This window comes from Pseudoduganella aquatica (genome assembly GCF_020865585.1).
Classification (GTDB): domain Bacteria; phylum Pseudomonadota; class Gammaproteobacteria; order Burkholderiales; family Burkholderiaceae_D; genus Rugamonas; species Rugamonas aquatica_A.
In genome coordinates this window covers 1,483,268-1,508,685 of sequence record NZ_CP086370.1, presented here as the reverse complement: position 1 = coordinate 1,508,685, position 25,418 = coordinate 1,483,268, and the positions used below count along the sequence as shown (strand labels likewise).

General features: G+C 64.4%; 27 protein-coding genes and 1 riboswitch. Of the genes, 5 read left to right on the top strand and 22 right to left on the bottom strand.

The features are described 5' to 3' along the window. Positions 1–16: 16 nt before the first annotated feature. Complete coding sequence (locus KT882_RS06620) at positions 17–940, top strand: DMT family transporter (RefSeq protein ID WP_161071650.1); 924 nt, start codon at positions 17–19, stop codon at positions 938–940. Positions 941–957: 17 nt separating this feature from the next. Beyond that, entirely contained in the window at positions 958–1,809 is an 852-nt protein-coding gene (locus KT882_RS06615) for a sulfurtransferase (protein ID WP_228895023.1), read from the top strand. Here KT882_RS06615 and KT882_RS30875 read toward each other — a convergent pair whose 3' ends face one another. From KT882_RS30875 to polA, 5 genes are all read right to left on the bottom strand, one after another. After that, entirely contained in the window at positions 1,810–2,109 is a 300-nt protein-coding gene (locus tag KT882_RS30875; RefSeq protein WP_407682034.1) for a type II toxin-antitoxin system RelE/ParE family toxin, read from the bottom strand. Then, positions 2,081–2,347, bottom strand: coding sequence for a hypothetical protein (locus KT882_RS06610; RefSeq protein WP_228895021.1), 267 nt, complete (start codon positions 2,345–2,347; stop codon positions 2,081–2,083). The genes KT882_RS30875 and KT882_RS06610 overlap by 29 nt, the downstream gene beginning before the upstream one ends. Positions 2,348–2,421: 74 nt before the next feature. Next, complete coding sequence (locus tag KT882_RS06605; RefSeq protein ID WP_228895019.1) at positions 2,422–3,150, bottom strand: ZIP family metal transporter; 729 nt, start codon at positions 3,148–3,150, stop codon at positions 2,422–2,424. A gap of 131 nt (positions 3,151–3,281) precedes the next feature. Continuing rightward, on the bottom strand, positions 3,282–4,166 hold the full coding sequence (locus KT882_RS06600; protein ID WP_228895017.1) for a dienelactone hydrolase family protein: 885 nt from the start codon (positions 4,164–4,166) through the stop codon (positions 3,282–3,284). A 149-nt stretch (positions 4,167–4,315) separates the two neighbouring features. Beyond that, the gene (gene polA / locus KT882_RS06595; protein ID WP_228895016.1) at positions 4,316–7,129 is read right to left on the bottom strand and encodes a DNA polymerase I; all 2,814 of its coding nucleotides are present in this window, start codon (positions 7,127–7,129) and stop codon (positions 4,316–4,318) included. A 139-nt stretch (positions 7,130–7,268) separates the two neighbouring features. On the opposite strand from polA, the gene KT882_RS06590 reads away from it, so the two are divergent. Genes KT882_RS06590 through KT882_RS06580 form a run of 3 tightly spaced genes read left to right on the top strand, consistent with a single transcriptional unit; the run spans position 7,269 to position 9,479 of the window. Continuing rightward, entirely contained in the window at positions 7,269–7,664 is a 396-nt protein-coding gene (locus KT882_RS06590; protein WP_187358644.1) for a hypothetical protein, read from the top strand. 58 nt (positions 7,665–7,722) lie between these two features. Next, positions 7,723–8,679, top strand: coding sequence for a homoserine kinase (locus KT882_RS06585; protein ID WP_161071656.1), 957 nt, complete (start codon positions 7,723–7,725; stop codon positions 8,677–8,679). Between the two features lie 14 nt (positions 8,680–8,693). Continuing rightward, positions 8,694–9,479, top strand: a complete 786-nt coding sequence (locus KT882_RS06580; protein WP_161071657.1) for a BPSS1780 family membrane protein — start codon at positions 8,694–8,696, stop codon at positions 9,477–9,479. Between the two features lie 46 nt (positions 9,480–9,525). Here the strand turns inward: KT882_RS06580 and KT882_RS06575 are convergent, their stop codons facing one another. The 17 genes from KT882_RS06575 to KT882_RS06495 all read right to left on the bottom strand — a co-directional run bounded on the left by KT882_RS06575 (position 9,526) and on the right by KT882_RS06495 (position 25,287). After that, positions 9,526–11,835, bottom strand: a complete 2,310-nt coding sequence (locus KT882_RS06575; RefSeq protein ID WP_228895015.1) for a UvrD-helicase domain-containing protein — start codon at positions 11,833–11,835, stop codon at positions 9,526–9,528. A 54-nt stretch (positions 11,836–11,889) separates the two neighbouring features. Next, complete coding sequence (locus KT882_RS06570; protein WP_228895013.1) at positions 11,890–14,118, bottom strand: M56 family metallopeptidase; 2,229 nt, start codon at positions 14,116–14,118, stop codon at positions 11,890–11,892. 177 nt (positions 14,119–14,295) lie between these two features. Further along, positions 14,296–15,402, bottom strand: coding sequence for an S-(hydroxymethyl)glutathione dehydrogenase/class III alcohol dehydrogenase (locus KT882_RS06565; RefSeq protein WP_161071660.1), 1,107 nt, complete (start codon positions 15,400–15,402; stop codon positions 14,296–14,298). A gap of 71 nt (positions 15,403–15,473) precedes the next feature. Continuing rightward, on the bottom strand, positions 15,474–15,884 hold the full coding sequence (locus tag KT882_RS06560; protein WP_161071661.1) for a response regulator: 411 nt from the start codon (positions 15,882–15,884) through the stop codon (positions 15,474–15,476). After that, on the bottom strand, positions 15,884–16,501 hold the full coding sequence (locus KT882_RS06555; protein WP_228895011.1) for a response regulator: 618 nt from the start codon (positions 16,499–16,501) through the stop codon (positions 15,884–15,886). The genes KT882_RS06560 and KT882_RS06555 overlap by 1 nt, the downstream gene beginning before the upstream one ends. Before the next feature lie 74 nt (positions 16,502–16,575). Continuing rightward, positions 16,576–17,205 (bottom strand): ANTAR domain-containing response regulator, encoded by a 630-nt coding sequence (locus tag KT882_RS06550; protein ID WP_161071662.1) that lies wholly within the window; start codon positions 17,203–17,205, stop codon positions 16,576–16,578. Positions 17,206–17,272: 67 nt separating this feature from the next. Beyond that, complete coding sequence (gene thiE, locus KT882_RS06545; RefSeq protein ID WP_161071663.1) at positions 17,273–17,911, bottom strand: thiamine phosphate synthase; 639 nt, start codon at positions 17,909–17,911, stop codon at positions 17,273–17,275. A gap of 28 nt (positions 17,912–17,939) precedes the next feature. Next, positions 17,940–18,839: a bifunctional hydroxymethylpyrimidine kinase/phosphomethylpyrimidine kinase gene (gene thiD / locus KT882_RS06540; RefSeq protein ID WP_161071664.1), complete on the bottom strand. Its 900-nt coding sequence runs from the start codon at positions 18,837–18,839 to the stop codon at positions 17,940–17,942. After that, on the bottom strand, positions 18,836–19,630 hold the full coding sequence (locus KT882_RS06535) for a thiazole synthase (protein WP_161071665.1): 795 nt from the start codon (positions 19,628–19,630) through the stop codon (positions 18,836–18,838). Before KT882_RS06535 ends, thiD begins: the two co-directional genes overlap by 4 nt. 36 nt (positions 19,631–19,666) lie before the next feature. Further along, positions 19,667–19,870 carry a sulfur carrier protein ThiS gene (gene thiS, locus KT882_RS06530; protein ID WP_161071666.1) on the bottom strand — a complete coding sequence of 68 codons (204 nt, stop codon included), beginning with the start codon at positions 19,868–19,870 and terminating at the stop codon, positions 19,667–19,669. Between the two features lie 6 nt (positions 19,871–19,876). Further along, the gene (gene thiC, locus KT882_RS06525) at positions 19,877–21,757 is read right to left on the bottom strand and encodes a phosphomethylpyrimidine synthase ThiC (protein ID WP_161071667.1); all 1,881 of its coding nucleotides are present in this window, start codon (positions 21,755–21,757) and stop codon (positions 19,877–19,879) included. Positions 21,758–21,853: 96 nt separating this feature from the next. Then, positions 21,854–21,956, bottom strand: a riboswitch (TPP riboswitch). 87 nt (positions 21,957–22,043) lie between these two features. Beyond that, positions 22,044–22,424 (bottom strand): hypothetical protein, encoded by a 381-nt coding sequence (locus KT882_RS06520; RefSeq protein WP_161071668.1) that lies wholly within the window; start codon positions 22,422–22,424, stop codon positions 22,044–22,046. 123 nt (positions 22,425–22,547) lie between these two features. Then, positions 22,548–22,841 (bottom strand): hypothetical protein, encoded by a 294-nt coding sequence (locus tag KT882_RS06515; RefSeq protein WP_161071669.1) that lies wholly within the window; start codon positions 22,839–22,841, stop codon positions 22,548–22,550. A gap of 48 nt (positions 22,842–22,889) precedes the next feature. Continuing rightward, complete coding sequence (locus KT882_RS06510; protein ID WP_187358654.1) at positions 22,890–23,204, bottom strand: hypothetical protein; 315 nt, start codon at positions 23,202–23,204, stop codon at positions 22,890–22,892. A 52-nt stretch (positions 23,205–23,256) separates the two neighbouring features. Next, a complete protein-coding gene (locus tag KT882_RS06505) occupies positions 23,257–23,484 on the bottom strand; it encodes a hypothetical protein (RefSeq protein WP_161071670.1) in 228 nt (75 codons plus the stop codon). Positions 23,485–23,667: 183 nt separating this feature from the next. Then, positions 23,668–24,897 (bottom strand): DUF4214 domain-containing protein, encoded by a 1,230-nt coding sequence (locus KT882_RS06500; protein WP_228895009.1) that lies wholly within the window; start codon positions 24,895–24,897, stop codon positions 23,668–23,670. A 45-nt stretch (positions 24,898–24,942) separates the two neighbouring features. After that, a complete protein-coding gene (locus KT882_RS06495) occupies positions 24,943–25,287 on the bottom strand; it encodes a hypothetical protein (RefSeq protein WP_161071672.1) in 345 nt (114 codons plus the stop codon). Between the last annotated feature and the right edge of the window lie 131 nt (positions 25,288–25,418).

The window sequence follows — 25,418 nt, the reverse complement described above, 5'->3', positions numbered from 1 at the left end:
AAAGACACTGCCGCCTATGCAATCGCTTTGGATGCTGTTTGCCAGTTTCATGTTCGCCGCCATGGGCGTGTGCGTGAAACTGGCCTCGGAAATCTACACCACCTCCGAGATCGTGCTGTGCCGCGGCGTGATCGGCGTGACGGTGCTGTTCTGCATGATACGCATCCAGGGCGGCAGCCTGAAGACCGGCATGCCGCTGGCCCACCTGTGGCGAGGCTTCATCGGCGTCATTTCCCTGTGGCTGTGGTTCTACGCCATCGCCAAGCTGCCCCTCGCCACCGCCATGACGCTGAACTACATGGCGCCGATCTGGATCGCCGTCTGGCTGTTCATGCACGGCTGGTGGCACGCCAAGAACCGCATTGAATGGCCCCTGATACTGGCCGTGTTCATGAGCTTTGTCGGCGTCACCCTGCTGCTGCAGCCGGCCTTCAACTCCCATCTGTTCGGCCCCACGCTGGTGGCGCTGGGCTCCAGCGTGCTGTCGGCCATGGCCTATATGCAGGTGCGCAAGCTGGGCCTGGCGGGCGAGCCGGAATACCGCGTGGTGTTCTATTTCTCGATTGGCAACCTGATCGCCGGCGTGGCGGGCAATATCCTCGAAGCGGGCAGCGGCCCGGTGGTATGGCACGCGGTCGACACCTGGCAGAAATTCTTCCTGATGCTGGGCATAGGCCTGTTCGCCACCGCCGCGCAAATGGCCATGACGCGCGCCTACCGCGTCGGCAAGACGCTGGTGGTGGCCAATCTGCAGTACACCGGCATTGTGTTCTCCAGCTTCTGGGGCGTGATGGTGTTCAACGACTCTTTCGACTGGCACAGCTGGCTGGGCATAGGCATTATTCTCGCCTCCGGCATCGCCGCGACGTTTTACAATACCCGCAGTACGGAACGCGGCAAGGCCATCGCCACGACCGATCCGATTGCCAGCGAAGTATAAAAAACAAAAGGAGCGCCATGTACACCACCCTGATCGACGCCGCCGGCCTGGCGCAGCACCTGACCGACCCGGACTGGGTCATCCTGGACTGCCGCCATGACCTGATGAATCCGAACGCGGGCCGCGACGGCTACGCCATCGGCCATATCCAGAACGCGCAATTCGCCAGCATCGACGACGATTTGTCCGGCCCGAAGAGCCCGGCCGGCGCGCAGTTCACCGGCCGCCATCCGCTGCCGGAGCGCGGCGCGCTGATCGAAACCCTGCGCGGCTGGGGCATCAGCGACAGCACCCAGGTGGTGGCATACGACGCACACGGCGGCATGTTCGCTGCGCGCCTGTGGTGGCTGCTGCGCTGGATAGGCCACCCGGCGGTGGCGGTGCTGGACGGCGGCATGGCCGCGTGGCAGTCGCAGGGCCTGCCGCTGGTGACGCCGGTGGCGCAGCGCGCGCGCGGCCACATCACCGAGCGCCCTACGCTGACGCATACCGTGACCGTGGCGGACGTGGTGGAGAACCTGGGCACCCACCGCCGCACCGTGGTGGATGCGCGCGCGGCGGACCGCTACCGGGGCGAGAACGAGACCATCGATCCGGTGGGCGGCCACATACCGGGCGCGAAGAACCGCTTCTTCAAGGACAACCTGCAGCCGGACGGCCGCTTCAAGCCAGCGGCGCAGCTGAAACAGGAATTCGCGCCGCTGTTCGGCAGCGCATCGGCCGCCATCATGCAATGTGGCTCGGGCGTGACGGCCTGCCACAACCTGCTGGCGATGGAAGTGGCGGGTCTGCACGGCGCCGCGCTGTATCCCGGCTCCTGGAGCGAATGGTGCGCCAACCCCGCCCGCCCGGTCGCCACCGGCGCCTGATCAGGACCGCTTGCGGCGCTGCCTGTACCAGCGGACAACAAGCACCGTGCCTTGTATGATTTGGTACTCCAATGTATGACCGGTTTTGGGAATCGCAAAAGACCTGACTTTGACATCTGCCGTGGGAGTCCCCAAGCTTGGCTGGGTGGCCAATAGGGCAAGAGCCTGAGTCACCCGGCGCTCAAAGATGGCATGGGTCGCATCGTCCTGCATGGCAATGCGGCACAATGTCGCGTTATACGATTTTTGTGCACCGGATGTCCATCGCGCCTTATTTTGCGTTTGAAGGCTGTTTGGCATACAACTCAACTCTAAGCCGAGCTTCGTCCATTACCTCCTTATGCGGAATGGTGCACCCATCCGCAAACTCTTGCTCAGCAAGTAACGACGCCTGCACGCATTCCTCGCATTCCTCGAAACCATCCCGCTGAACGTAATACAACATGTCCAACGGCGTCCGCCCGCCAAGCGCGGCCAGGCGCTCGAGGCGCTCGCGGTCGGATGGGGACAGGGCTTGCAGGTCTTGTTCGGTAGCCATGATTGCCTCCTTGGCGGCCAAAACACCACCTTAGCACAGGGCGGACCGCGCGGTTTGCGCGGCCGCAAGCGCTTTTAGTGGCGGTGCGCGGTGAGGAAGAGGACGATGGCGACGCCGGCGGCGATCAGCAGCACCTGGGGCACGGTTTCGCGCAGGGTGGCGCGGCGCTGCATCTGCGGCATCAGGTCGCTGACGGCGATGTAGATGAAACCGGACGAGGCGAACACCAGCACGTAAGGGATCAGATTGCTGGCCTGGTCCAGCGTGTAGTAGCCCAGCAGGCCGCCGGCGATCGCCATCATGCTGCACAGCAGATTGTAGATGTAGGCGCGCGTACGCGAGAAGCCCGCGTTCAGCAGCACGATGAAGTCGCCGATCTCCTGCGGAATCTCGTGCGCGATAATCGCCAGGCCGGTCACCAGGCCCAGGCCGGGGTCGGCCAGGAAGGCCGCCGCGATCAGGATGCCGTCGGTGAAATTGTGCATGCCGTCGCCGACCAGTATCATCCAGCCCGCCTTGCCGGCCTCGCGCTTGTCGTGGCCATGGTGGTGGTGGTGGCCGTCGTGCTCGTGGTGGTGCGAGTGGCGCAGGATGGCCAGCTTCTCCAGCATGAAGAAGGCCAGCAGCCCGCCCAGCAGGGTGGCAAACAGCGTGCGCGGGTCGGCGTTCGACTCAAACGCCTCCGGCAGCGCGTGCAGCAGCGACGTGGACAGCATGATGCCCACCGACAGGCTGACCATGCGCTCGACCACCTTGGACAGCAAGGTAAACGAGAAAATGGCCGCAGCCGTCAGGCTGATCACGCCGCCTATAGTGGTGGCCAGCAGTATGGAAATGAGTGTGGAATCGATTTTATAACCTCGGACTGCCTTGGAACGCTACGCAAAACTGCGCAAACCGGGCATTTTACCGCCCGGCCCGGTTTCCTGCTCAGTTATGCAACGCCGTTGGCCTTGAACCAGGCGACGGCACGCGCGAAACCGTCCTTGGCGTCGGCTTCGTTGTAGCTGGGACGGTAGTCCGCGTGGAAGGCGTGGCCCGAGTTCGGGTAGACCACAAACGTGGATTTGGTGTTGCCGGCCGCCGCCAGCGCCGCTTTCAGCTTGTCCAGCGATTCGACCGGGATGCCGGTGTCCTTGGCGCCGTACAGGCCCAGCACCGGCGCCTTGATCTTGTCCGCCACGTCGATAGGCTGCGCGGGGTTGATCGGCGTCTTGTCGCCCACCACGCGGCCGTACCAGGCCACGCCGGCCTTCACGTTCGGGTTGTGCGCGGTGTACAGCCAGGTCTGGCGGCCGCCCCAGCAGAAGCCGGTGATGCCCAGCTTGTCGGTGTTGCCGCCATTGGCCTTGGCCCAGGCCACGACGGCGTCCAGGTCGGCCAGCACTTCGGTGTCCGGGGTTTTGCCGACGATGTTTTTCATCAGCTCGGCCTGGGACGGCGCCTTGGTGGCGTCGCCCTGGCGCACGAACAGGTCCGGCGCCAGCGCCAGGTAGCCCAGCTTGGCGAAGCGGCGCGCCACGTCGGCGATGTGCTCGTGCACGCCGAAGATTTCGGAGATCACCAGTATCACGGGCAGGCCGGTCTTGCCGGCGGGCTGCGCGCGGTAGACCGGCACGGCGGTGCCGTTCACCGTCACCGTGACGGTGCCGGCGGTCAGGCCTTCGGTGTCTGTCTTGACCACGTTCTGCGCCACCACCGGCAGCGCGGCGGCGGCAAAGCCGGTGCCCAGCGCCACTTTCAGGAAGTCGCGGCGGGGTACGCCGTCGTTCAGGTGCTTTTCGTTCAGGCTTGCTGCGTCGTTCAACAAATCTTTCATCAGTCCCCTCCAGTGGTTACAACAAAATGTGCGGCGGCGCTGGCGGGTTACGGCGGCGCCTAACCCGCCCTACGCATATGACGGCGTCGCGGCATTGGTTGCGACGTCGCGACAGGGCGTAGGGCGGGTTAGCGTAGCGTAACCCGCCGTTAGTGCGCCTCCTCCCAGTTCTTCCCTACCCCGACCTCGGCCAGCAGCGGCACCTTCAGCTGCGCCACGCCGGCCATCAGCTGCGGCAGCTTCTCGCGCACCAGCGCCAGCTCGTCGTCGGGCACTTCCAACACCAGTTCATCGTGCACCTGCATGATCATCTTGGTTTTCAGCTGGTCTTTCTCCAGCCAGTCCTGCACCGCGATCATGGCCAGCTTGATCAGGTCCGCCGCCGTGCCCTGCATCGGCGCGTTGATCGCGGCGCGCTCGGCGCCCTGGCGGCGCGGGCCGTTCGGCGAATTGATCTCCGGCAGCCACAGGCGGCGGCCGAACACGGTCTCCACATAGCCCTTGGCCTTGGCCTGCAGGCGCGTATCGTCCATGTACGCCTTCACGCCGGAGAAGCGCGCGAAGTAGCGGTCGATATAATTCTGCGCGGCGGCGCGGTCTATGCCCAGGTTGCCCGCCAGGCCGAAGGCGCTCATGCCGTAGATCAGGCCGAAGTTGATCACCTTGGCGTAGCGGCGCTGCTCGCTCGTCACGTCCGCCGGCGCCACGCCGAAGATCTCGGCGGCCGTGGCGCGGTGGATGTCCTCGCCCTCGGCGAAGGCGCGCAGCATGTTCGCGTCTTCCGAGATGTGCGCCATGATGCGCAGCTCGATCTGCGAATAGTCGGCCGACACGATATGGCTGCCCGGCGGCGCCACGAAGGCTTCGCGGATGCGGCGCCCTTCGGCCGTGCGGATGGGGATGTTCTGCAGATTGGGATCGTTCGACGCCAGGCGCCCCGTCACCGCCACCGCTTGCGCGTAGTTGGTGTGCACGCGGCCGGTGGCCTTATTGATCATCAGCGGCAGCTTGTCCGTGTAGGTGGACTTCAGCTTGGCCATGCCGCGGTATTCCAGCAGCACCTTCGGCAGCGGATAGTCCTCGGCCAGCTTTTGCAGCACTTCCTCGTCGGTGGACGGCGCGCCGCTCGGGGTCTTTTTCACCACCGGCAGCTTCAGCTTCTCGAAGAAGATCTCGCCGATCTGCTTGGGCGACCCCAGGTTGAAGGGCTGCTCGGCTAGTTCGTGCGCCTTGGCTTCCAGTTCCACGATACGTGCGCCCAGTTCGGCCGACTGCGTCTTGAGCAGCGCGGCGTCTATCATCACGCCGTTGCGCTCTATCTTCTGCAGCACGATGGCGGTCGGCAGTTCGATCTGGCTGTAGATGTGCTCCAGCTTCGCATCCGCAGTGACGTTGCCATGCATGGCCAGGTGCAGGCGCAGCGTGATGTCGGCGTCTTCCGCCGCGTACTCGGTGGCGCGGCCGATTTCCACCTGGTCGAAGGTGATCTGCTTGGCGCCCTTGCCGCACACGTCCACGAAGGGAATGGTGGTGTGGTTCAGGTGGCGCAGCGCCAGGCTGTCCATGTCGTGCGTGCGGTGCGACTCGAACACATAGGACTGCAGCAGCGTGTCGTGCACGATGCCGCGCAGCGCCACGCCGTGGTTGGCGAAGATGTGCGCGTCGTATTTCAGGTTCTGGCCCACTTTGGCCTTGGCGGCGTCTTCCAGCCAGGGTTTCAGCTTGTCCAGCACCAGCTCGCGGCTCAGCTGCTCCTGCACGCCCTGGTAGCTGTGCGCCACCGGGATGTAGCAGGCCAGGCCAGGCTCGGTGGCCAGCGAAATGCCGACCATTTGCGCCGTCATCGGCTCCAGCGAGGTGGTTTCCGTGTCCACGGCGGTCAGCTCTGCGGCGTTGATGCGCGCGATCCAGGCGTCCAGCTGGGCTTCGGTGAGCACGGTTTCGTAGTTCACGCTGGCGGGCGCGCTGGCGGCGGCGAACAGGTCGCCATTGGCGCCGCCGGCGGCGATCGCGCCGTCCGGCGCAGCGCCGGCACCGGAGCCATTGCCGGAGGCTGCGGCCGGAGCGCCTGCGCCGCCGGCGCCGATGGGCGCGGACGGCGTCATGCCGCCCAGTTCGCGCAGCAGGGTCTTGAAGCCGTATTTGCCGAAGAAGGCCAGCAGCGCTTCCTTGTCCTCGCCCTTGGCCACCAGCGATTCGGAAATCGACATCATGTGCGCGGCCAGGTCGCAATCGGTTTTCACGGTGATCAGCTCGCGGCCCTTGGGCAGCCACCCCAGCGCCTGGCGCAGGTTCTCGCCCACGGCGCCGGTGATTTTCTCCGCATTGGCCATCACGCCGTCCAGGCTGTCGTAAGCGGTCAGCCACTTCAGCGCGGTTTTCGGGCCGCACTTGGCCACGCCCGGCACGTTGTCGACCGTGTCGCCGATCAGGGTCAGGTAGTCGATGATGCGGTTGGGCGGCACGCCGAACTTGGTCAGCACGCCCGCCTCGTCCATTTTCTCGTTGGTCATGGTGTTGATCAGCATGACGTTGGGGTTGACCAGCTGCGCCAGATCCTTGTCGCCGGTGGACACCACCACGTCCAGCCCCACCTTCACCGCGTCCACGCACAGCGTGCCGATCACGTCGTCCGCCTCCACCCCCTCCACCATCAGGATGGGCCAGCCCATGGCGCGCACCGCCTCGTGGATAGGCTCGATCTGCAGGCGCAGGTCGTCCGGCATGGAGGCGCGGGTGGCCTTGTATTCCGGGTACATATCGTCGCGGAAGGTCTTGCCCTTGGCGTCGAACACGCAGGCGATGTAGGCGGCGGGGAAATCGGCGCGCAGGCGGCGCAGCATGTTGACCATGCCGTGCATGGCGCCGGTCGGATGGCCGTCCGGACTGCGCAGGTCGGGCAGCGCGTGGAAGGCTCGGTAGAGATAGCTGGAACCGTCAACCAGCAGCAGGGTCTTTTGCATATTAGAAAATTAAGCGTTCCGGCGTTATAACAATGTAGTCGGCCATTATCGCAGACTATTTTAAAACCGGAACCGTGTCGGTTTGTTACAATGGGCACATACAGAATCTAGCTATTCACTTAACAGGGCGGTATACATCATGCGTGCATCCATAATCTGGCCAGTCCTCATTCTCGCCCTGAACAGCGTCGCCCAGGCTCAAACGCCTTCGGCCGCGCCCCCCAAACTCGACAAAATCGAAGAAGTTGACACGCCGATCACGGTTACCACCAAGCCGGCCAACGAACGCAAGATCACGGAGAAACGCGAAGGCGGCCGTGTGACCGAGGCCAAAGTCAAGAGCGGCCCGAGCACCTACACCGTCAAGGCGCAGAACACCAGCAGCACCACGGCCCTGCCCGGCGACGCCGCCGGCTCGGCCAACCGTGGCCCGCAGTGGACCGTGATGGAATTCGACATCGGCAAGAAAAAGACCAAGCAGAAGGAAGGCGAAGCGGCCGACGACACGCCGGCCCCGCCGCCCGCCAAGCCCTGAGCCTGCGCTGGTCCGCGACTTTCTTGCTCCCGCAGCTTACTTAAACAAACCTCTACTCATGGCAGTTTTTACCCCGGTCAGCCTGGATGACGTCAGCCAGTGGATCACGCAATTTCCTCTCGGCAAACCGGTCGCGATCAAAGGCATCGCGTCCGGCATCGAAAACAGCAACTTCTTCCTCACGACCGAGCGCGGCGAATATGTGCTCACGATCTTTGAGAACCTGTCTTTCGAACAACTCCCCTTCTATTTGAACCTGATGCGCCACCTGGCCGACCGGGGCGTGGCCGTGCCCGCGCCGATCGCCAACGCGGACGGTCAGCTGGTGGTGCCGCTGCACGGCAAGCCGGCCTCCATCGTCACCAAGCTGGTGGGCAAGTCGCAAATGGACCCGCAGCCGGTGCATTGCGCCGAAGTGGGCGCCATGCTGGCGAAAATGCACGTGGCGGCGCTGGACTACACCGGCACGCAGCCCAATCTGCGCGGCCTGGACTGGTGGAACTGGGCCACGCCGCAAGTGCTGCCCTTCCTGTCCGACGCGGAAGCGCACCTGCTGCGCGCCGAGATGCATTTCCAGGAAGCGTTCTACGGCTGCGACACTTACAAGCAGCTGCAGCAAGGCCCGGTGCACGCCGACCTGTTCCGCAACAACGTCATGTTCGACGGCGACAAGCTCACCGGCTTCTTCGACTTCTACTTCGCCGGCTGCGACAGCTGGCTGTTCGACGTGGCGGTGACGGTCAACGACTGGTGCATCGACCTGGACACGGGCGTGCTGGACACGGCGCGCGTGCGCGCCATGCTGGACGCCTACCATGCCGTGCGCCCCTTCACCGAGGCGGAGCAGACCGCATGGCAGCCCATGCTGCGCGCCGGCGCGCTGCGCTTCTGGCTCTCGCGCCTGTACGACCTGCACCAGCCGCGCGAAGCGGAGATGCTCACGCCGCACGACCCCACGCACTTTGAACGCATCCTGCGCGAACGCATCGCCGTAGCCGCACCAGCACTGTACTGACACTGAAAACCGATATGGGCAAACTTCCCGCAAGCACCGGCTGGCTCTGGATCAAACAGGGCTACGGCATGTTCAAGCAGCAGCCAGGCAACCTGACGTCGCTGGCCATGCTGTACGCCATGCTGAATCTGCTGCTTAACATCGTGCCCTATATCGGCCCGCTGGCCTGGGTGATCCTGACCCCGGTGTTCTCGGTAGCGTTAATACAGGCTGGCGCCGACGTGGAGCAAGGCAAGCGGGTAACACCGAAACTGCTGACGGTAGGCTTCCAGAAGCCGGCCTTCGGCAAACTGGTGGCGGTGGGCCTGCTGTACATGGCTGCCGCTGCGCTGGCCATCGGCCTGGCCACGCTGGCCAGCGACGGCATGCTGATCAAGCTGCTCACCGGCCAGGTGCCGCACAACTCGCCGGAAGCGCGCGACGCCAGCCTGGGCGGCGCCTTCCTGGTCATTATGGCGGCCGGCATTCCGGCGGCCATGGCCTTCTGCTTTGCCGCGCCGCTGATCTACTTCCAGAAAATGGGCGTGGGCAAGTCCATCTTCTTCAGCTTCTTCGGCGTATGGCGCGCGTTCAAGACCTTCGCCGTTTTCCTGATCAGCATGTTCGGCCTGATGCTGCTGCTGTCGCAGACCGTGGCCCTGCTGTTCGGCCGCACCCCCGCCTTGTATATGATGGTGATGCAGGTGGTGCTGGTGCTGTTCTCGGTGCTGTTCCACTGCTCGCTGTACGCCAGCTACCGGCAAATCTTCGGCAGCCCGGTACAGCCGCAGGACCCGCAGGAAAACCAGCCACAGGAATAAGCAATCCGTAGGGCGGGTTAGCCCGCAGGGCGTAACCCGCCAGACGTCAGCGTCCCAGCCGCTCCAGCTTCGCCACGCTCAAATCCAGCACCTTCATACCGTGGCTGCCGAAGTTGATCTGTGCGCGGCAGTTGGCGCCGCTGCCTTCGATGTTGACGATCACGCCTTCTCCGAATTTGCCGTGCGAGACCGCCTCGCCGATGCGCCAGCCGCTGCCGCCGCCGGCTTTCTGCGCCATGCGCTGGGCCAGGGCGTTGTCGCTGCCCAGGTTCAGCGGCGCGTCGTCCCAGGCCGACTTCTTGTTGGCGAACCAGTGCGACTGCACCTTGGGCGACAGCCACTTCAGCGATTCCTCAGGCAGCTCGTCGAAGAAGCGCGACTTCATGTTGTAGCGGGTCTGGCCGTGCAGCATGCGGGTCTGCGAGAAGCACATGTACAGGCGCTTGCGCGCGCGCGTGATGGCCACGTACATCAGGCGCCGTTCCTCCTCCACGCCGCCGTCCTCTTTCGAGCTGCTCTCGTGCGGGAACAGGCCCTCTTCCAGGCCGGTGATGAAGACGTTGTCGAACTCCAGGCCCTTGGCCGAGTGCACCGTCATCATCTGCAGCGCGTCCTGGCCGGCTTGCGCCTGGTTGTCGCCCGCTTCCAGCGAGGCGTGCGACAGGAAGGCCGACAGCGGCGACATCACCGTGGCCAGCGGCGCGTCCGCGTCCAGTATCTCGATGCCGTCGGCGTTGACGATGGGCGCGCCGGCCTGCGCGTCCGCGCGCGGTCCCAGGTGCGCCGGGGCGCCCTGGCCATAGCCTTCTTCGGACACGAAGTGCGTGGCCGCGCTCACCATCTGCTCCAGGTTCTCGACGCGGTCCGCGCCTTCTTTCTCGGTGGCGTAATGGCTCAGCAGCGTACTGCCTTCCAGCACCACGCGCACCAGTTCGGGCAGCGCCATCTGCTGCGTTTCAAAGCGCATGCCTTCTATCATCTTGACGAAGCCGGACAGCGAGCTGCCCGCCTTGCCCGACATATACGGCACCGCCGCGTACAGCGAAATGCCGTACTGCTGCGCCGCGCCCTGCAGGTTCTCGATGGTGCGCACGCCGATGCCGCGCGTGGGGAAGTTCACCACGCGCAGGAAGGCCGAGTCGTTGTGCGGATTGTCCATCAGCTGCAGATAGGCGATGGCGTGCTTGACCTCGGCGCGCTGGAAGTAGCGCAGGCCGCCGTACACATGGTAGGGAATGCCGGCCGAGAACAGCGCATGCTCGATCACGCGCGACTGCGCGTTGGAGCGGTACAGCACCGCCACTTCGCTGCGCGAGGCGCCTTCGGCGATGAGGTTCTTGGTTTCCTCGATAATCCACTGCGCTTCCTGCAGGTCCGAGCTGGCCTCGTACACGCGCACCTGTTCGCCGTGCCCGGCGTCGGTGCGCAGGTTCTTGCCCAGGCGCTTGCTGTTGTTGGAGATCAGCATATTGGCCGAGTCCAGGATGTGGCCGTGCGAGCGGTAGTTCTGCTCCAGCTTGATCAGGTTCTGGACGTTGAACTCCTGCTCGAAGGCGCGCATATTGCCCACATTCGCGCCACGGAAGGCGTAGATGCTCTGGTCGTCGTCGCCCACCGCAAACAGCGCGCTGCGGGCCTGGCTCTGGCCCTGGCCGGACAGCAGCTTGAGCCACTTGTACTGCAGGTCATTGGTATCCTGGAACTCGTCCACCAGGATGTGCTTGAAGCGCTGCTGGTAGTGCTCGCGCAGCGGCTGGTTGCGGCTCAGCAGCTCGTAGCTGCGCAGCAGCAGTTCGGCAAAATCCACCACGCCTTCGCGCTGGCACTGGTCGTCGTACAGGCCGTACAGCTCCACCATCTTGCGCTCGGCGGGGTCGTGGGCTTCCACGTCGCCGGCGCGCAAGCCCGCGTCCTTGGCGCCGTTGATGAAGTACATCACCGACTTGGCCGGGAACTTCTCGTCGTCGATATTGAAGGCCTTCAGCAGGCGCTTGATGGCCGACAGCTGGTCCTGCGAATCAAGGATCTGGAAGGTCTGCGGCAGGGCCGCGTCACGGTAGTGGGTGCGCAGCAGGCGGTTGCACAAGCCGTGGAAGGTGCCTATCCACATGCCGCGCGTATTGATCGGCAGCATGGCCGACAAGCGCGTGAGCATTTCCTTGGCGGCCTTGTTGGTGAACGTCACCGCCAGGATGCCGGCCGGCGATACCTGGCCGGTCTGGATCAGCCAGGCTATGCGGGTGGTCAATACGCGGGTCTTGCCCGAGCCGGCGCCGGCAAGGATGAGGGCGCTTTGGGCTGGCAGCGTAACAGCGGCCAGTTGTTCGGGGTTGAGGTTGTGGAGGAGATTTTGCATCCCGTGATTATACCGGGGCGGCGCGCGCCCCGGTGCAAAACACTGGATATCCAATCAGCCCTTGGGCGCTGGGACCGCTTCGGCCTGGCCGTTGCGCACGGCTTCCTGGATCAGCGCACGCACGGTCTGGTCGGCTTCGCGGCTCAGGCGGCCTTGCTCCCGGCCCAGCTCGCCCATCTTCTGGCCCAGCTCCTTCATGGGCTTGCCTGCTTCGCGCATTTCCGCACTCAGCGCCTTCATTGGCTCCTGCTTGAGGGCCATTTCCGCGTGCATTTTTGCAAACTCGGCAGTCAGCTCCTTCATTTGCTTCTTGAAGGGCTCCATTTCCTTTTTCAGGGCCGCCATTTCGCGCTGCAGGGCCTCGCGGTCGGCGCCGGCTTCACCGTTGCGCTCCATCCGGCGCCCCACCGCTTCCATCTTGCGCGCCACGGCTTCCTGCTCGCGCGCCACTTGCTCGATCCTGGCGTGCGGCATACCGCGCTCCTGGCGCTCGGCCTGGTCGGACATCGCGCGCATTTTCTCGCCCAGCACGGCCATGGCCTTGCTGTGCTGCTCCATCTCCTTGCTTTGCTCTTTCATTTTCTGATCCATCGCGTCGGCCGGCGCCCAGGCGGCGTTGACCTTGGCCAGCAGTGCGGGATCCTTGATCAGCCAGGCCTGGCTACCGTCGCGGTACCAGATGAAGTCGCCCTTCACGGCGCCTTCCAGGCGGCTCAGTTCGGCCATGTCGTTGCGGCCGGAATAGATCGACTTGTAGCCGTCGCCGCGCCGGATGGCGTAGGCTTCCTTGGCGTTGTTGTTCATGGTCAGGCGGCCGAAGGTCATGCGGATGCGCCCGGGAGTGTGCGGGGCAGCCTGCTCGTCGGCCTGCATGGGCGCCGGCGGGGCCGGCGGCGCAGCCGGGGCTGCTGGAGCTGCCGGTGCGGCGGGGGCTGCTTTCGCTGCCGGAGCAGCCGGAGCCGCTGGGGCTGCCGGTGCGGCGGGGGCTGCAGGAGCAGCCGGGGCAGCCAAAGCCACCAAGGCGGCGGGAGCGGGACGGGCGGCAAGCGCGGGACGCGGTGCTGGCATCGGAGCGGCTGCGGGCGCCGGGGCCGGGACTGGAGCGGCGTCCGGCACTGGCGGCACCGGCGCGGCGGCCGCGAGCATCATCGGCTGGGCAACGGCAGGCACCGGCGGCACGGCAGGCAGGGACTTGGGGGCGGCGGGCGCGTCAATAGCGGGCACGGCAGGAGCTGCCGGCGCGTCAACGGCGGGCGGCTGCGGGGCGGCGTGGGCGTACAGCACGGCGCAGGCGGTGCACAGGCCAAGCAGGGGCGCGGCAATCTTCCAGCTCAGCGGCTGGCTGTCTGGGCGGACCAGACGTTTGATACGGGACATGAGGTTTCCTCCTTGAGCCCCCAGCGCAGGCTGGGGGGTAGCGAACTGGAAGCGGTCCAGTTCGGACAATGCAAGGGCCAGGCGCCGCGGTTCGCCGAGCGTGCTTGCGGCTAAATCATCTGCAATCTGCTCCCGTTCGTCGCGGATGTGCCGGGACAGCATCCACACGCTCGGGTGGTAAAACAACAGTATCTCGATCGCGCTCTGCACCAGGTTCACCAGGTAGTCATGGCGCTTGATATGGGCCAGTTCGTGCGCCAGCAGCGCTTCCAGAAGATCGGCCGGCATGCCGGTCAGCAGCGACGCGGGCAGCAGCACCACCGGCTTCCAGCAGCCCGCCGTCATGGGCGAGTCCAGGTGGTCCGCCACGGCCAGCCGCACCGGACGGTCCAGCCCGAGACGCAGCGCCAGGCGGTCCAGGCGCTGCTGCCAGTGGGCATTCGGCACGGCCTGCGCCTCCAGCGTGCGCTCGCGCACCCAGAGCAGGCCCAGCGACAGGCGCACCGTCATGAACGCGGCCCCGCTGGCCCACAGCAGCACCAGCCAGGGCAGCTGGCGCTGCAGCATGTATTGCCAGGAAATGAGTTGGTCGCCATCCATGAGCACGGGCACGCCCAGGCCAGCGGATGCCGCGCCGGCAGGAGCGGCCGCCATCAGCAGCGCGGCGGGATGGGCGGCGGGCGCGGCGCTGGCCGCGTCCAGCAGGCGCCAGACGATACCGGCCAGCGGCAGCGCGGCGCACAGCAGCAAGGCGCCGCAGGCAACCGCGTAGCGCGCCTGGGGACGGGCGTTGCGCAGCAGTTGCAGCGCCAGTGTCGCCGCCCAGCCGATCAGCAATCCCTGCCACACAAAGTGCAGCAGCGACCAGCCTATGGCAGGCATCAGCAGGGACAGCAACTCGGCCATGAATAACTCCTTGAAATATGCAATGTAGATTAAATGATCTAGAACTCTCTGTCTAGAACTTTTTTTCTACTTCCAGCCGTGACGGCGTCAGCATGAATGTAGCGGCGGGCGCCGCCAGGAGCGAGGGATTTGCGACAGAACGCCGCCTGCGCGGAGCAGGCGGCAAAAATGCGGAGTTTAGAACTCGACCACGGAACGGATCGACTCGCCGGACTTCATCAGGTCAAAGCCCTTGTTGATGTCTTCCAGCTTCAGCTTGTGGGTGATCAGGTCGTCGATATTGAGCTTGCCTTCCATATACCAGTCGACGATCTTCGGCACGTCGGTGCGGCCGCGCGCGCCGCCGAAAGCGGAGCCCTTCCACACCCGGCCCGTCACCAGCTGGAACGGACGGGTGGAGATCTCCTGCCCCGCCGCCGCCACGCCAATGATGATGGACTGGCCCCAGCCCTTGTGGCAGCACTCCAGCGACTGGCGCATGGTGGTGGTGTTGCCGATGCACTCGAAGCTGTAGTCGGCGCCGCCGTCCGTCAACTGGACGATGGCGTCCACCACGTTTTCCACCTTGGTCGGGTTGATGAAGTGCGTCATGCCGAACTTGCGCGCCATCTCTTCGCGCGCCGGGTTGATGTCCACGCCGATGATCTTGTCGGCGCCCACCATCTTGGCGGCCTGGATCACGTTCAGGCCGATGCCGCCCAGGCCGAACACCACCACATTGGCGCCCGCCTCCACTTTGGCGGTGAACAGCACGGCGCCCACGCCGGTGGTGACGCCGCAGCCGATGTAGCAGACCTTGTCGAACGGCGCGTCCGAGCGGATCTTGGCCAGCGCGATCTCCGGCACCACGATGTAGTTCGAGAAGGTGGACGTGCCCATGTAGTGGAAGATGGGCTTGCCGTCGATGGAGAAGCGGCTGGTGGCGTCCGGCATCAGGCCGCGGCCCTGGGTGGAGCGGATCGACTGGCACAAGTTGGTTTTTTGCGACAGGCAGAATTTGCACTGGCGGCACTCCGGCGTGTACAGCGGAATGACGTGGTCGTCCTTCTTCAGCGATTTCACGCCCGGACCCACGTCCACCACCACGCCTGCGCCCTCATGGCCCAGGATGGCGGGGAAGATGCCTTCCGGGTCGGCGCCGGACAGGGTGTAGTAGTCGGTGTGGCAAATACCGGTGGCCTTGATTTCCACCAGCACTTCGCCCTCGCGCGGGCCGCCCAGCTCCACTTCCTCGATGGTCAGCGGAGCGCCGGATTTCCATGCAACGGCTGCTTTGGTTTTCATGCTTGTTTCCTGTGTACGTTGGGGATTGCCCTGATAAGCGGGATACCCGAATCATAACAAGGAAAACAAGATTACACCGGCAATAAGGCCAACCCCTGTTCCGGCCTTTCGTCCCACAGGCGGCGCAGCTGGCCGGCCAGGCGCAGCGGTTCGAGCGGCTTGGCGATGATGCCGGCCGCGCCGGCCGCCACGTAGCGCGCCATTTCACCGGCCGACACCGCGCCGGTGACGAACATGGCCGGCGTATGGCACAGGTGCGGTATGCTGCGCAGCTGCGCCAGCGTGGCCACGCCGTCCATGCCGGGCTCCTGCACGTCCAGCAGGATCAGATCGGGATGAAAGTCAGCCCCCAGGCGCAATGCCGCCAGGCCCGAACTGCACTCGCGCACCTTGAAATTGCCGATCACTTCCAGCGCCATCTTGGCCACGCCGCGCACGTGCGGGTTGTCTTCAACATACAGTATGCTGTTCAGCACGCCCATCAGGTGGCCTCCTCTTGCAGGATCACCGGCTCTATGCCCAGCAGATGGGACACGGTGCGCCAAAGCTGGCGCGGCGAGGTCCAGGGCTTGGGCAGGAAGGCGTGCGCCTGCAGGCGCAGGCCGGGATGGCGGGCCGAATACAGCAGCACCGGCATGCGTTCCCGGCGCTGCCGCAGCTGCTCCAGCAGCACCGTGCCGTCGCCATCGGGCAGGTCCGGATCGAGTACCACCAGCGCGTAGCTGGCCTGCTCCACCTTGCCCAACGCCTCGGCCAGCGTGGCCACGTGCACCACTTCCGTTTCCGGCACCAGCAGCGTGGCCAGCACCAGCGCAGCGTCGCTGTCGCCGTCAACGTGCAGCACACGCGGCACTTCGGTGACCAGGGCCGCCAGCTCTTCCATCACGTCACCGATTGCGTGCAGATTGTCCTTCATCTTCTTTTCTCCGCCCGCAGCCAAGGCGGCTGCGGTTTGCTTGTTGCGCAGTGCCTGAAGCCAGAAGGCGCGCGCGCACAGCAGCGGCGGGGCCGTATCGATGGATTCAGGGTGCAAGGTCGGCGGAGCTGGGCCGAAATTCAGATACAGCGGCAGGGAGCGGGCGGCTGCAAGAGGAAGCAACGGGGCGGTTCAGGACCCCGTGCTTGTGGATACAAGTTTAGCGTATTTCGGGCGAAACGGTTTTATTTTCGGACTTATTTTTTCAGCCGTGCACTAAACGCAGCATGCAAACCATTCAATGTTTCCTCGGCCGTCAGCAGCTGGTCGGCAATCTCGTTGATCTTGCGGCGGCTGGAACGCGCATGGTCGCGCAGCACCTCGAACGCGGTGTTGCGGTCGGTCTGGAACTTGCACATCAACAGGCCGACGGCCAGGCTGGTCTCGCGCCCGGCGGCCAGCGCCGCATTCAGATTCAGTTCGGTGCGGCGCAGCTGGCGGATTTCGTCGGCGCGCGCCAGACCGGCTTCGAAGGCCGGCATCAGGTGCTGCTCGTCGACCGGCTTGACCACAAAGCCAACCGCGCCGTAAGCGGCGGCCTGCTTGGCCGCGTCGCTGTCGCCGCGTCCGGACAGGAACATGAACGGCACCGAGGTGTTGCGGTTGAGCTGCTTGGCCAGTTCCAGGCCGGACATGCCGGGCATGTGGATGTCGAGCAGCGCCATGTCCGGTTCGCGCTCGGCCACCTGGGCCAGCGCCTGGTCGGCCGAATAGGCCAGCACCGTGTCGTAACCGGCATGGTGCAGCACTTCGCTAAGGAAGGCGGCCAGCAACTGGTCGTCGTCAACTATCAGTATCAGGCGCTTCGCCGGGGTGGGTGCATTCATTGTTCGCAACCTTGAGCGGAAGATAATGCAACCGATTATAAGACGATCGCGCCGCGCCGGCGCGAATTTATTCGCTGATGAATTCTTCCACGGCTTCAGCCAGGAACAGCGCGTTGAAATCGCGCACCGCCTGGGCCGGGTCTTCCACCATGTAGACGCCGCTCACGGCCGCCACCATGTGCGCCCCGCGCGCCACCAGCGGCGCGGCGTTCTGCGGCGTCATGCCGCCGATGACCACGCGCGGCAGGTGCACGCGCCGGCGCGCCTCGTCCAGTATCTCGGGCTGCGTGGTGACGGCATACTGCTTCACGCGCGACAGGTAGAAGCCGCCGAAGGCGACGTAGCTGGCGCCGGCTTCCTGCGCGTCGAGCGCCAGCTGCATCTCGCCGTAGCAGGAGGCGCCGATGATGGTGTCCGGCCCGAGCAGCGCGCGGGTCTGGGCGATGCGGGCGTCGGTGCCGCCGAGGTGGATGCCGTCCGCGCCGATCAGCAGGCACAGGTCGACATGGTCGTTGACGATGAAGGGCACGCCGTAGCGGCGGCACAGCGCCAGCAGCTCCGCGCTCTGCTTCATGCGCAATTCGGGGCTGGCATCCTTGTGGCGGTACTGCAGCATGGCCACGCCTTCGGCCAGCGCCTGTTCGGTGACGTCGAGCAGGCGGGCGGTGTCGTCCCAGTTGGGGGTAACCAGATAAAGTCCTTGCATGATGGTCTCTCTTTGATAGTTGTAGTGACTAGCGTTGTGGAATGCGCTGGCCGGGCGCGATGGCAAAGGCGGCGGCCAGCGCGCCATGCGTGTAGTCTTGCGCGCGCGCCAGCGCCTGCTGCATCGGAACGCCTTGCGCCAGCAGGCCGGCGGCAGCGGCGGCCAGCGTGCAGCCGCTGCCGTGGAACTCGCCGGGCAGGCGGGCCCAATGCCAGGCCCGCTCCTGCCCCGGCGTCGGCGCGGCGCTGAACCAGCGGTTGATGACGGTGTCGCCGCCGCCATGGCCGCCCGTGACCAGCACGTGGCGGCAGCCCTGCCCCAGCAAGACCCGCGCAGCGCGCTGCGAATCCGCATCGGCGCCGGCGGGTGACTCGGCGGCGCCGGCCGCCGCATCCGCCGCTTCCGCCGTGCTGCCGGTGCGCGCCAGCGCCAAAGCTTCCGGCCCGTTGGGCGTGATCAGCGTGACCAGAGGCAGCAGCGCCGCCAGCGCCTGCACCGCGTCGCCGCGCGAGAGCAGGTCGCCGTGGCCGCTTGCCAGCACGGGGTCGAGCACGACGGGCAGCGTATCGCCCGCTCCGGCGCGCAGTTCGGCGCGTAGTTCGGCGATCACCTGCGCTATGGCGCGCGCGTTGGCGGCGCTGCCGGGGATGCCGATTTTGACCGCATCCACCGTCACCCTGGCTGCCAGCGCGCGGGCCTGGCGCAGCACCACATCCGGCTCCACCGGCAGCACTTCGTACACACGGTCATTGTCCTGCACCGTGAGCGCGGTGATGACCGGCAGCGCATGCGCACCCTGTGCACGTATCGCCAGGATGTCGGCAGCGATGCCGGCGCCGCCCGACGGATCAGCGCCGGAAAACACCAGCACGCAGCGCCTCCGCGCATTCGGCCCGCCCGCATCCGCAGCGGCAGCGCTCACCGTCATACCATCCTGCCCGCCATCGGCGACGACGGCGAGGCCGCGAACTTGCGCGCAATGCGCCCGGACAGGAAGGCTTCACGCCCAGCCTGCACGCCCAGCTTCATGGCTCGCGCCATGCGCACCGGATCCTGCGCGCCGGCAATGGCGGTATTCATCAGCACACCGTCACAGCCCAGCTCCATCGCGATGGCCGCATCCGACGCCGTGCCGACGCCCGCATCCACCAGCACCGGCACCTTGGCCTGCTCGATAATCAGCGACAGATTCCATGGATTGAGTATCCCCATGCCGGAGCCGATCAGCGACGCCAGCGGCATCACCGCCACGCAGCCGATATCCTCCAGCATGCGTGCCTGGATAGGATCGTCGCTGCAATAAACCATCACATCGAAACCATCCTTCACCAGCTCCTTCGCCGCCACCAGCGTCTCCGGCATATTGGGGAACAGGGTCTTCTCGTCGCCCAGCACCTCCAGCTTCACCAGCTTGTGGCCGTTGAGCAGCTCGCGCGCCATTTGCAGCGTGTAGACCGCGTCCTTGGCCGAATAGCAGCCGGCGGTGTTGGGCAGGATGGTGTACTGCGACGGCGGCAGCACGTCCAGCAAGCTGGGCGCCTTCGGGTCCTGGCCGATGTTCACGCGGCGGATCGCCACCGTGATGATTTCAGCGCCCGCCGCGTCGGTCGCCTCGCGGGTCTGCGGCAGGTCTTTGTATTTGCCGCTGCCCACCAGCAGGCGGGAGGTGTAAGTCTTGCCTGCAATGGTCAGCAGGTCTTCATTTTTCAGGTCACGCATTTTCAATCTCCAATTTTTTTGTTTGACACGCCGCGCTCAGCCACCGCCGATGGCGCGCACGATGTCCACTTTGTCCTGCGCCTGCAAGGTGCGCCCGCCCCAGGCCTGGCGCGGCACCACGCTGCGGTTCACAGCCAGCGCCAGCGCCTGGTGCGCCAGCCCCAGCTCCTCCACCAGCGCCTGCAGGCTGTATTGCGGCGGCACGCTGCGCGCCTCGCCGTTCAGTTCAATCGCGATCATGGCGGGTCAAGCCTTGCTGTAGAGCTGCGCGCCCTTCTTCACAAACTCCACAGCCTTCTCCTGCATGCCCTGCGCAGCGTACTCGCGCACCTCCTGCGTGATCTTCATCGAGCAGAAATGCGGGCCGCACATGGAACAGAAATGCGCCACCTTGGCGCTGTCCTTGGGCAGCGTCTCGTCATGGAAAGAGCGCGCCTTGTCCGGATCGAGGCCGATGTTGAACTGGTCTTCCCAGCGGAACTCGAAGCGCGCCTTGGACAGCGCGTTGTCGCGGATCTGCGCGCCCGGATGGCCTTTCGCCAGGTCCGCCGCGTGCGCCGCGATCTTGTAGGTGATGATGCCGTCCTTGACGTCGTCCTTGTTCGGCAGGCCGAGATGCTCCTTGGGCGTGACGTAGCACAGCATGGCCGTGCCGTACCAGCCGATCAAGGCCGCGCCGATGCCGGAAGTGATATGGTCGTAGCCCGGCGCGATGTCCGTGGTCAGTGGTCCCAGCGTGTAGAACGGCGCTTCGCTGCACTGATCCAGCTGCAGGTCCATATTCTCTTTGATGAGCTGCATGGGCACGTGGCCCGGGCCTTCTATCATCACCTGCACATCGTGCTTCCAGGCGATCTGCGTCAGCTCGCCCAGCGTCTTCAGTTCGCCAAGCTGCGCCTCGTCGTTGGCGTCGTAGATGGAGCCGGGACGCAGGCCGTCGCCCAGGCTGAAGGACACGTCGTAGGCCTTCATGATTTCGCAGATCTCTTCGAAGTGCGTGTACAGGAAGGACTCCTTGTGATGCGCCAGGCACCACTTGGCCATGATGGAGCCGCCCCGCGACACAATGCCCGTCAGGCGCTTGGCCGTCAGCGGCACGTAGCGCAGCAGCACGCCGGCGTGGATGGTGAAGTAGTCCACGCCCTGCTCCGCCTGTTCAATCAGCGTGTCGCGGAAAATCTCCCAGGTCAGGTCTTCTGCCTTGCCGTTCACCTTCTCCAGCGCCTGGTAGATCGGCACCGTGCCGATAGGTACGGGGCTGTTGCGGATGATCCATTCGCGCGTTTCGTGGATATGCTTGCCGGTGGACAGATCCATCACATTGTCGCCGCCCCAGCGGATGGCCCAGGTCATCTTCTCCACTTCCTCGCCGATGGACGAGGTGACGGCCGAGTTGCCGATGTTGGCGTTGATCTTGACCAGGAAATTGCGGCCGATGATCATCGGCTCCACTTCGGGGTGGTTGATATTGGCCGGGATAATGGCGCGGCCACGGGCGATTTCCTCGCGCACGAATTCGGGCGTGATCTCGGCCGGGGTTGCGGCGCCATAGTTCTGGCCCGGATGCTGGCGGCCCATCATTTCCGCCATGCGTTCACCCATGGGGCCGGACGCTTTCAGCTCCGCCAGGTACTCCTTGCGGCGCATGTTTTCGCGGATCGCCACGAACTCCATCTCGGGCGTGATGATGCCCTGGCGTGCGTAGTGCATTTGCGTGACATTGCCGTTTGCCTTGGCGCGGCGCGGCTTGCGGGTCAGGTTGAAACGCAGCTCGGCCAGCGCGGCGTCGTTCAGGCGCTCCTTGCCGTAGTCCGAAGTCGGGCCGTCCAGCTCCTCGGTGTCATCGCGCTCCAGTATCCACGGCAGGCGCGGCGTGGCCAGGCCGGAGCGGATATCGATCTGCACGTCCGGGTCGGTGTACGGGCCGGAGGTGTCGTAGACGTAGATGGGCGGGTTCTTCTCGTGGCCGAAGCTGGCCGGGGTGTCGGACTGCGAGATCTCGCGCATGGGCACGCGGATATCCGGGCGGCTGCCCTCGACATAGAATTTGCGGGAATTCGGCAGCGGCGCGATGGCCGCGCTGTCCACTTCAGCGGTGGCGGACAGGAATTTCGGGTTGGCGTTCATTTGGCTCCTTTGTTGGCTACAGGAGCCAGCAAAGGAGGTTCGGCAAATACCCGGCTGCGGCGCGCAGTCCCCAAAGTACGGGCGCGCGGCGTGGCGGGTGGAGGCCTAAAGCTTCCCTTCGCTGGCATTATCCAGATCAGGTTCGGAGGGTATTTCTCACCCGCGCCGCTTTCGCAACGCAGGACCCCTAGCGTGTGCCGCCTTGCGGCAGCGGTTTGAATTATACATGGCCCGCGAACGCAGGCAACATTGATTCGAAACTAAACTTTTTTATTGCACCGCAGGCTCAGCGCGATACGCTGCAGCGGGCAATGCGGTCGATCGAGCCGCTCCACAAGCCACGGTGGCCGCGTTCCTTGGCGACGAACTTTCCTTCCACCGAGGCGTAGCGCAAAGTTTTGCAGCGCAGCTCGGGGCTGTCCTTGGCGAAGGTGACCCACAGGCCGTTGCGCAGGATGCCGTGGTCGTAGTCGTCGCGGTGCAGGTAGATTGCATCGCCATCGAACTCGCGCACCAGGTAGCCGCTCACGCGGATTTGCTTGCCGTCGAAGCGCGCGGGGTTTGCGATCAGCTCTATCAGGGACACGTCCTGCGGCGGGCGCGCCGCCGGTGCGGCCTGCGCCGCCATTGCCGCCGCCATCATCAGGGCCGCTACGATTGTCTTCACCACCAAACTCCATCCATCTGTTCAAAATGCGATGATAACCGAGCGTGGCGGCGTTACGGCGCACATCCTCAAGCAGACGAAAAAAAGCCCCGCCGAAGCGGGGCTCCAGGCAAGCGCCGGAAATTACTTCGCGGCTGGCGCAGGTGCGGCTGCGACGGCTGGTGCTGCGGCAGGCGTAGCGGCGGCTGGCGTGGCGGCGGCCTTCTCAGCATGCTTGCCATCCTTGGCGTGCGATTTCTCTTTCGACTTTTCGGCCTTCTCGGTCTTCACCACTTCCTTGCTTTCCTTGGCTTCCGCTTTCACCACTTTGGCTTCCGCCTTGGCCGACGGCGCTGGAGCAGCGGCAGGAGCCGGGGTTTGAGCGAAGGTAGCGGTTGCGAACAAGCCGGCGATCAGGGTAGCGATAGTCTTGGTCATGATATTTTTTCCTTGGTCAGTATATGAATGGTTTGTTCGGTGCTGCGATTACTTGGCGGCCGGAGTGGTGGCCGAAGCGACGACCGGGGCTGCTGGTGCTGCTGGTGCTGCGGCCGGGGCGCTTGCGGTTTTTTCCGCCGGCTTGGCTGCGGCTTTGCTGTGGTGCGTGCCCTTGGCGGCTTTCTTGTGTTCTTTCGCAGGTTCCGCTTTCACATCGGTCTTCGCGGCTTCCTTGGTTTCCGCTTTCGCGGCAACCGCCTCGGTCTTGGCGGAAGGCGCTGGCGCGGCTGCAGGCGCCGGGGTTTGTGCGAAAGCTGCGGTTGCGAACAGGCCGGCGATCAGGGTAGCGATAGTCTTGGTCATGGTGTATTCCTCTGTAATGATATAAACGGTTTATTTAGTTAACTTTTACTGCTTACTTCGTTGCAGGGGCGGCTGGCTTTGCCGCTTCCTTGACTTCTTTATGTTCTGCCTTGTGCTCTGCTTTGTGTTCTGCTTTGACTGCGGCTTTGGTTTCCACTTTTACTTCGGTCTTGGCTACCGGTGCTGCTGGAGCGGCGGGCGCCGTTGCTGGTGCGGAGGCCTGTGCAAACGCAGCGCTAGCGAACAGTCCGGCGATCAGGGTAGCGATTACTTTTTTCATTTTTCAGTCCTCTTTCTAGTTTGTGGTTTCGTGCACATTTGCCGTGTCACTGAGCAGAAAACGCGGCCCGGTTTCATGCAGTTGACGGGCTTTACACGCGCTTACAACTTGCGGTAATTGCTTACAGTTAGCCAAAAAAAATCCCCGCCGAAGCGGGGATCCATTTTCGGCAAGCAGGCCGGGTCAGGCAAACGGCGTGTAAGAGATCCCATTCTGAATAGCGCCAATGACCTGCAACTGGTTCTCCGCACTTTCGCTGAAGCTCACCAGCATGTCGGCATAGGCCAAACCATTCTTGACGGAGTTGCTCCAATATTCGAGTCCGCCCTGGTCCGGCGCGCGGTGCAGCACATTGGCGTACAGCTTGGAGATAAACGCGTCGGCCGACAGATTGGCGCCGTACATACCCTGGAATTCGGCGCTCCCAATAAAGCTGCCTGCAACGTCCCGCATACTGCTGCCGGCATCCAGCACCGCCATCCAATAGCCCAGGCCACCGATGTCCGGCGTGCGGTTGAGCGCCGCCTGATACACGCGGTAGGCCATGCCCGCGTTGCCGGCGATATCAAAGGCAAGCGCGCCGTCGGCAAATTTCACGCGTTCGATATTGCCCGTCATGTCGATGCTCTGGCTGCCGTTCAGCGATGAAACGTTGAAGCCAGCAGCAGTCTTGGCGATCGCGTAGGTGGACTTTGCACCGCTGTACTTCAGCACATCGACGCCGCTGCCGCCATCAATGCGGTGGGAGCCCGACAGCACCGATATCACGTCGTTGCCCGCGCCCGCATCCACATGCAGCTGCCCGCCACCGCCGCCGATCGTGACGGTGTCGTTACCCGTGCCAGCCATGATCCACGCATCGCCGTATATCCGCGCCGGCAGGTTGAGGCTGATGGTGTCATTCCCGGTAAAGAGCGCGCTGTTTGCCAGCATGCTGGAATCGATTACCTGGCTGGCGCTCAGCGGCGCCGACAGCCCCGTGAGGCGCTCATAGCTGCCGTCGCGGTATTCGGTGACATAGGAGGACATGACGCCGCTCACCGATGAATGGCTCAGTCCCTGCGCAATGGTCAGCGAATTGCCGCTTACCTGGAAATCGCCCGCAATGGTGGTCGATGCCATCACCTTGTCGGCGGTCAGCACAAGCTTGGACAGTGTGCCGCTGACATCGCCGCTCGGGGTGGAGTTCAGCAGCCCGTTGAACTGGATGCCCACGTTGCCGAACTGCTGGTTGTAGTCGGCCGAATACGAAGGCAATATCGTGGTGATTTTGAACGCGCCGGCAAGGCGCACTTCAATGCCGGTGGCGGTCGCCGTGCAGCTCAGCGCATTGGGATTGGACAGCGTAACGCCAGTGCACACTGAATAGTAGTTCTGCTCCTCACCCACTGCGTGGCTGACACCGCTAGGCAAAAAAAATCCCCGCCGAAGCGGGGATGCACCTCAGGTTCGACAGTCTTACTTGGCTGGCGCGGCAGGGACGGCGGCGGTTTCAGCTGCCTTGACTTCCTTGGCCGCCTTGGCGTGCGCCTTGGCTTTCGATTTTGCAGACTTCTCATGCGCCTTGGCTTTTTCGACTTTGGCGTCGGCCTTGGCACTGGCCACATCGGCGTTGGCGCTGGCTACGGTTTTGGCTTCCTTGGCGTCGGCTTTCACAACTTCCTTGGTTTCCTTGGCTTCGGCTTTCACAACCTTGGCTTCGGCTTTCGCCGCTGGCACAGGCGATGCGGCAGGGGCTGGGGTTTGGGCGAAGGCTGCGGTAGCGAACAGGCCGGCGATCAGGGTAGCGATGGTCTTGGTCATGATGTAATCCTCTTTAAATTGATATAAACGGTTTAGTTTGTTACCACGAAGTTTCACTCATCCACTTCAGTTCCAGGGCAGCTGGTTTTGCCGCGTCTCTGGGCAGAAAACGCGGGCCGGAAGGCCGCAGT

Coding starts and splice junctions, on each gene's coding strand:
- polA (WP_228895016.1), bottom strand. CDS start 7,129: ATGCAAAAGACCCTGCTGCTGGTTGACGGTTCCAGCTATCTCTACCGA.
- KT882_RS30875 (WP_407682034.1), bottom strand. CDS start 2,109: ATGCCAAACAGCCTTCAAACGCAAAATAAGGCGCGATGGACATCCGGT.
- KT882_RS06550 (WP_161071662.1), bottom strand. CDS start 17,205: ATGAATGCACCCACCCCGGCGAAGCGCCTGATACTGATAGTTGACGAC.
- KT882_RS06565 (WP_161071660.1), bottom strand. CDS start 15,402: ATGAAAACCAAAGCAGCCGTTGCATGGAAATCCGGCGCTCCGCTGACC.
- KT882_RS06495 (WP_161071672.1), bottom strand. CDS start 25,287: ATGACCAAGACCATCGCTACCCTGATCGCCGGCCTGTTCGCTACCGCA.
- KT882_RS06585 (WP_161071656.1), top strand. CDS start 7,723: ATGGCAGTTTTTACCCCGGTCAGCCTGGATGACGTCAGCCAGTGGATC.
- KT882_RS06620 (WP_161071650.1), top strand. CDS start 17: ATGCAATCGCTTTGGATGCTGTTTGCCAGTTTCATGTTCGCCGCCATG.
- KT882_RS06570 (WP_228895013.1), bottom strand. CDS start 14,118: ATGGCCGAGTTGCTGTCCCTGCTGATGCCTGCCATAGGCTGGTCGCTG.
- thiD (WP_161071664.1), bottom strand. CDS start 18,839: ATGACGGTGAGCGCTGCCGCTGCGGATGCGGGCGGGCCGAATGCGCGG.
- thiC (WP_161071667.1), bottom strand. CDS start 21,757: ATGAACGCCAACCCGAAATTCCTGTCCGCCACCGCTGAAGTGGACAGC.
- KT882_RS06515 (WP_161071669.1), bottom strand. CDS start 22,841: ATGACCAAGACTATCGCTACCCTGATCGCCGGCTTGTTCGCAACCGCT.
- KT882_RS06600 (WP_228895017.1), bottom strand. CDS start 4,166: ATGAAAGATTTGTTGAACGACGCAGCAAGCCTGAACGAAAAGCACCTG.
- KT882_RS06615 (WP_228895023.1), top strand. CDS start 958: ATGTACACCACCCTGATCGACGCCGCCGGCCTGGCGCAGCACCTGACC.
- KT882_RS06580 (WP_161071657.1), top strand. CDS start 8,694: ATGGGCAAACTTCCCGCAAGCACCGGCTGGCTCTGGATCAAACAGGGC.
- KT882_RS06535 (WP_161071665.1), bottom strand. CDS start 19,630: ATGCGTGACCTGAAAAATGAAGACCTGCTGACCATTGCAGGCAAGACT.
- thiE (WP_161071663.1), bottom strand. CDS start 17,911: ATGCAAGGACTTTATCTGGTTACCCCCAACTGGGACGACACCGCCCGC.
- KT882_RS06510 (WP_187358654.1), bottom strand. CDS start 23,204: ATGACCAAGACTATCGCTACCCTGATCGCCGGCCTGTTCGCAACCGCA.
- KT882_RS06610 (WP_228895021.1), bottom strand. CDS start 2,347: ATGGCTACCGAACAAGACCTGCAAGCCCTGTCCCCATCCGACCGCGAG.
- thiS (WP_161071666.1), bottom strand. CDS start 19,870: ATGATCGCGATTGAACTGAACGGCGAGGCGCGCAGCGTGCCGCCGCAA.
- KT882_RS06590 (WP_187358644.1), top strand. CDS start 7,269: ATGCGTGCATCCATAATCTGGCCAGTCCTCATTCTCGCCCTGAACAGC.
- KT882_RS06560 (WP_161071661.1), bottom strand. CDS start 15,884: ATGGGCGTGCTGAACAGCATACTGTATGTTGAAGACAACCCGCACGTG.
- KT882_RS06575 (WP_228895015.1), bottom strand. CDS start 11,835: ATGCAAAATCTCCTCCACAACCTCAACCCCGAACAACTGGCCGCTGTT.
- KT882_RS06505 (WP_161071670.1), bottom strand. CDS start 23,484: ATGAAAAAAGTAATCGCTACCCTGATCGCCGGACTGTTCGCTAGCGCT.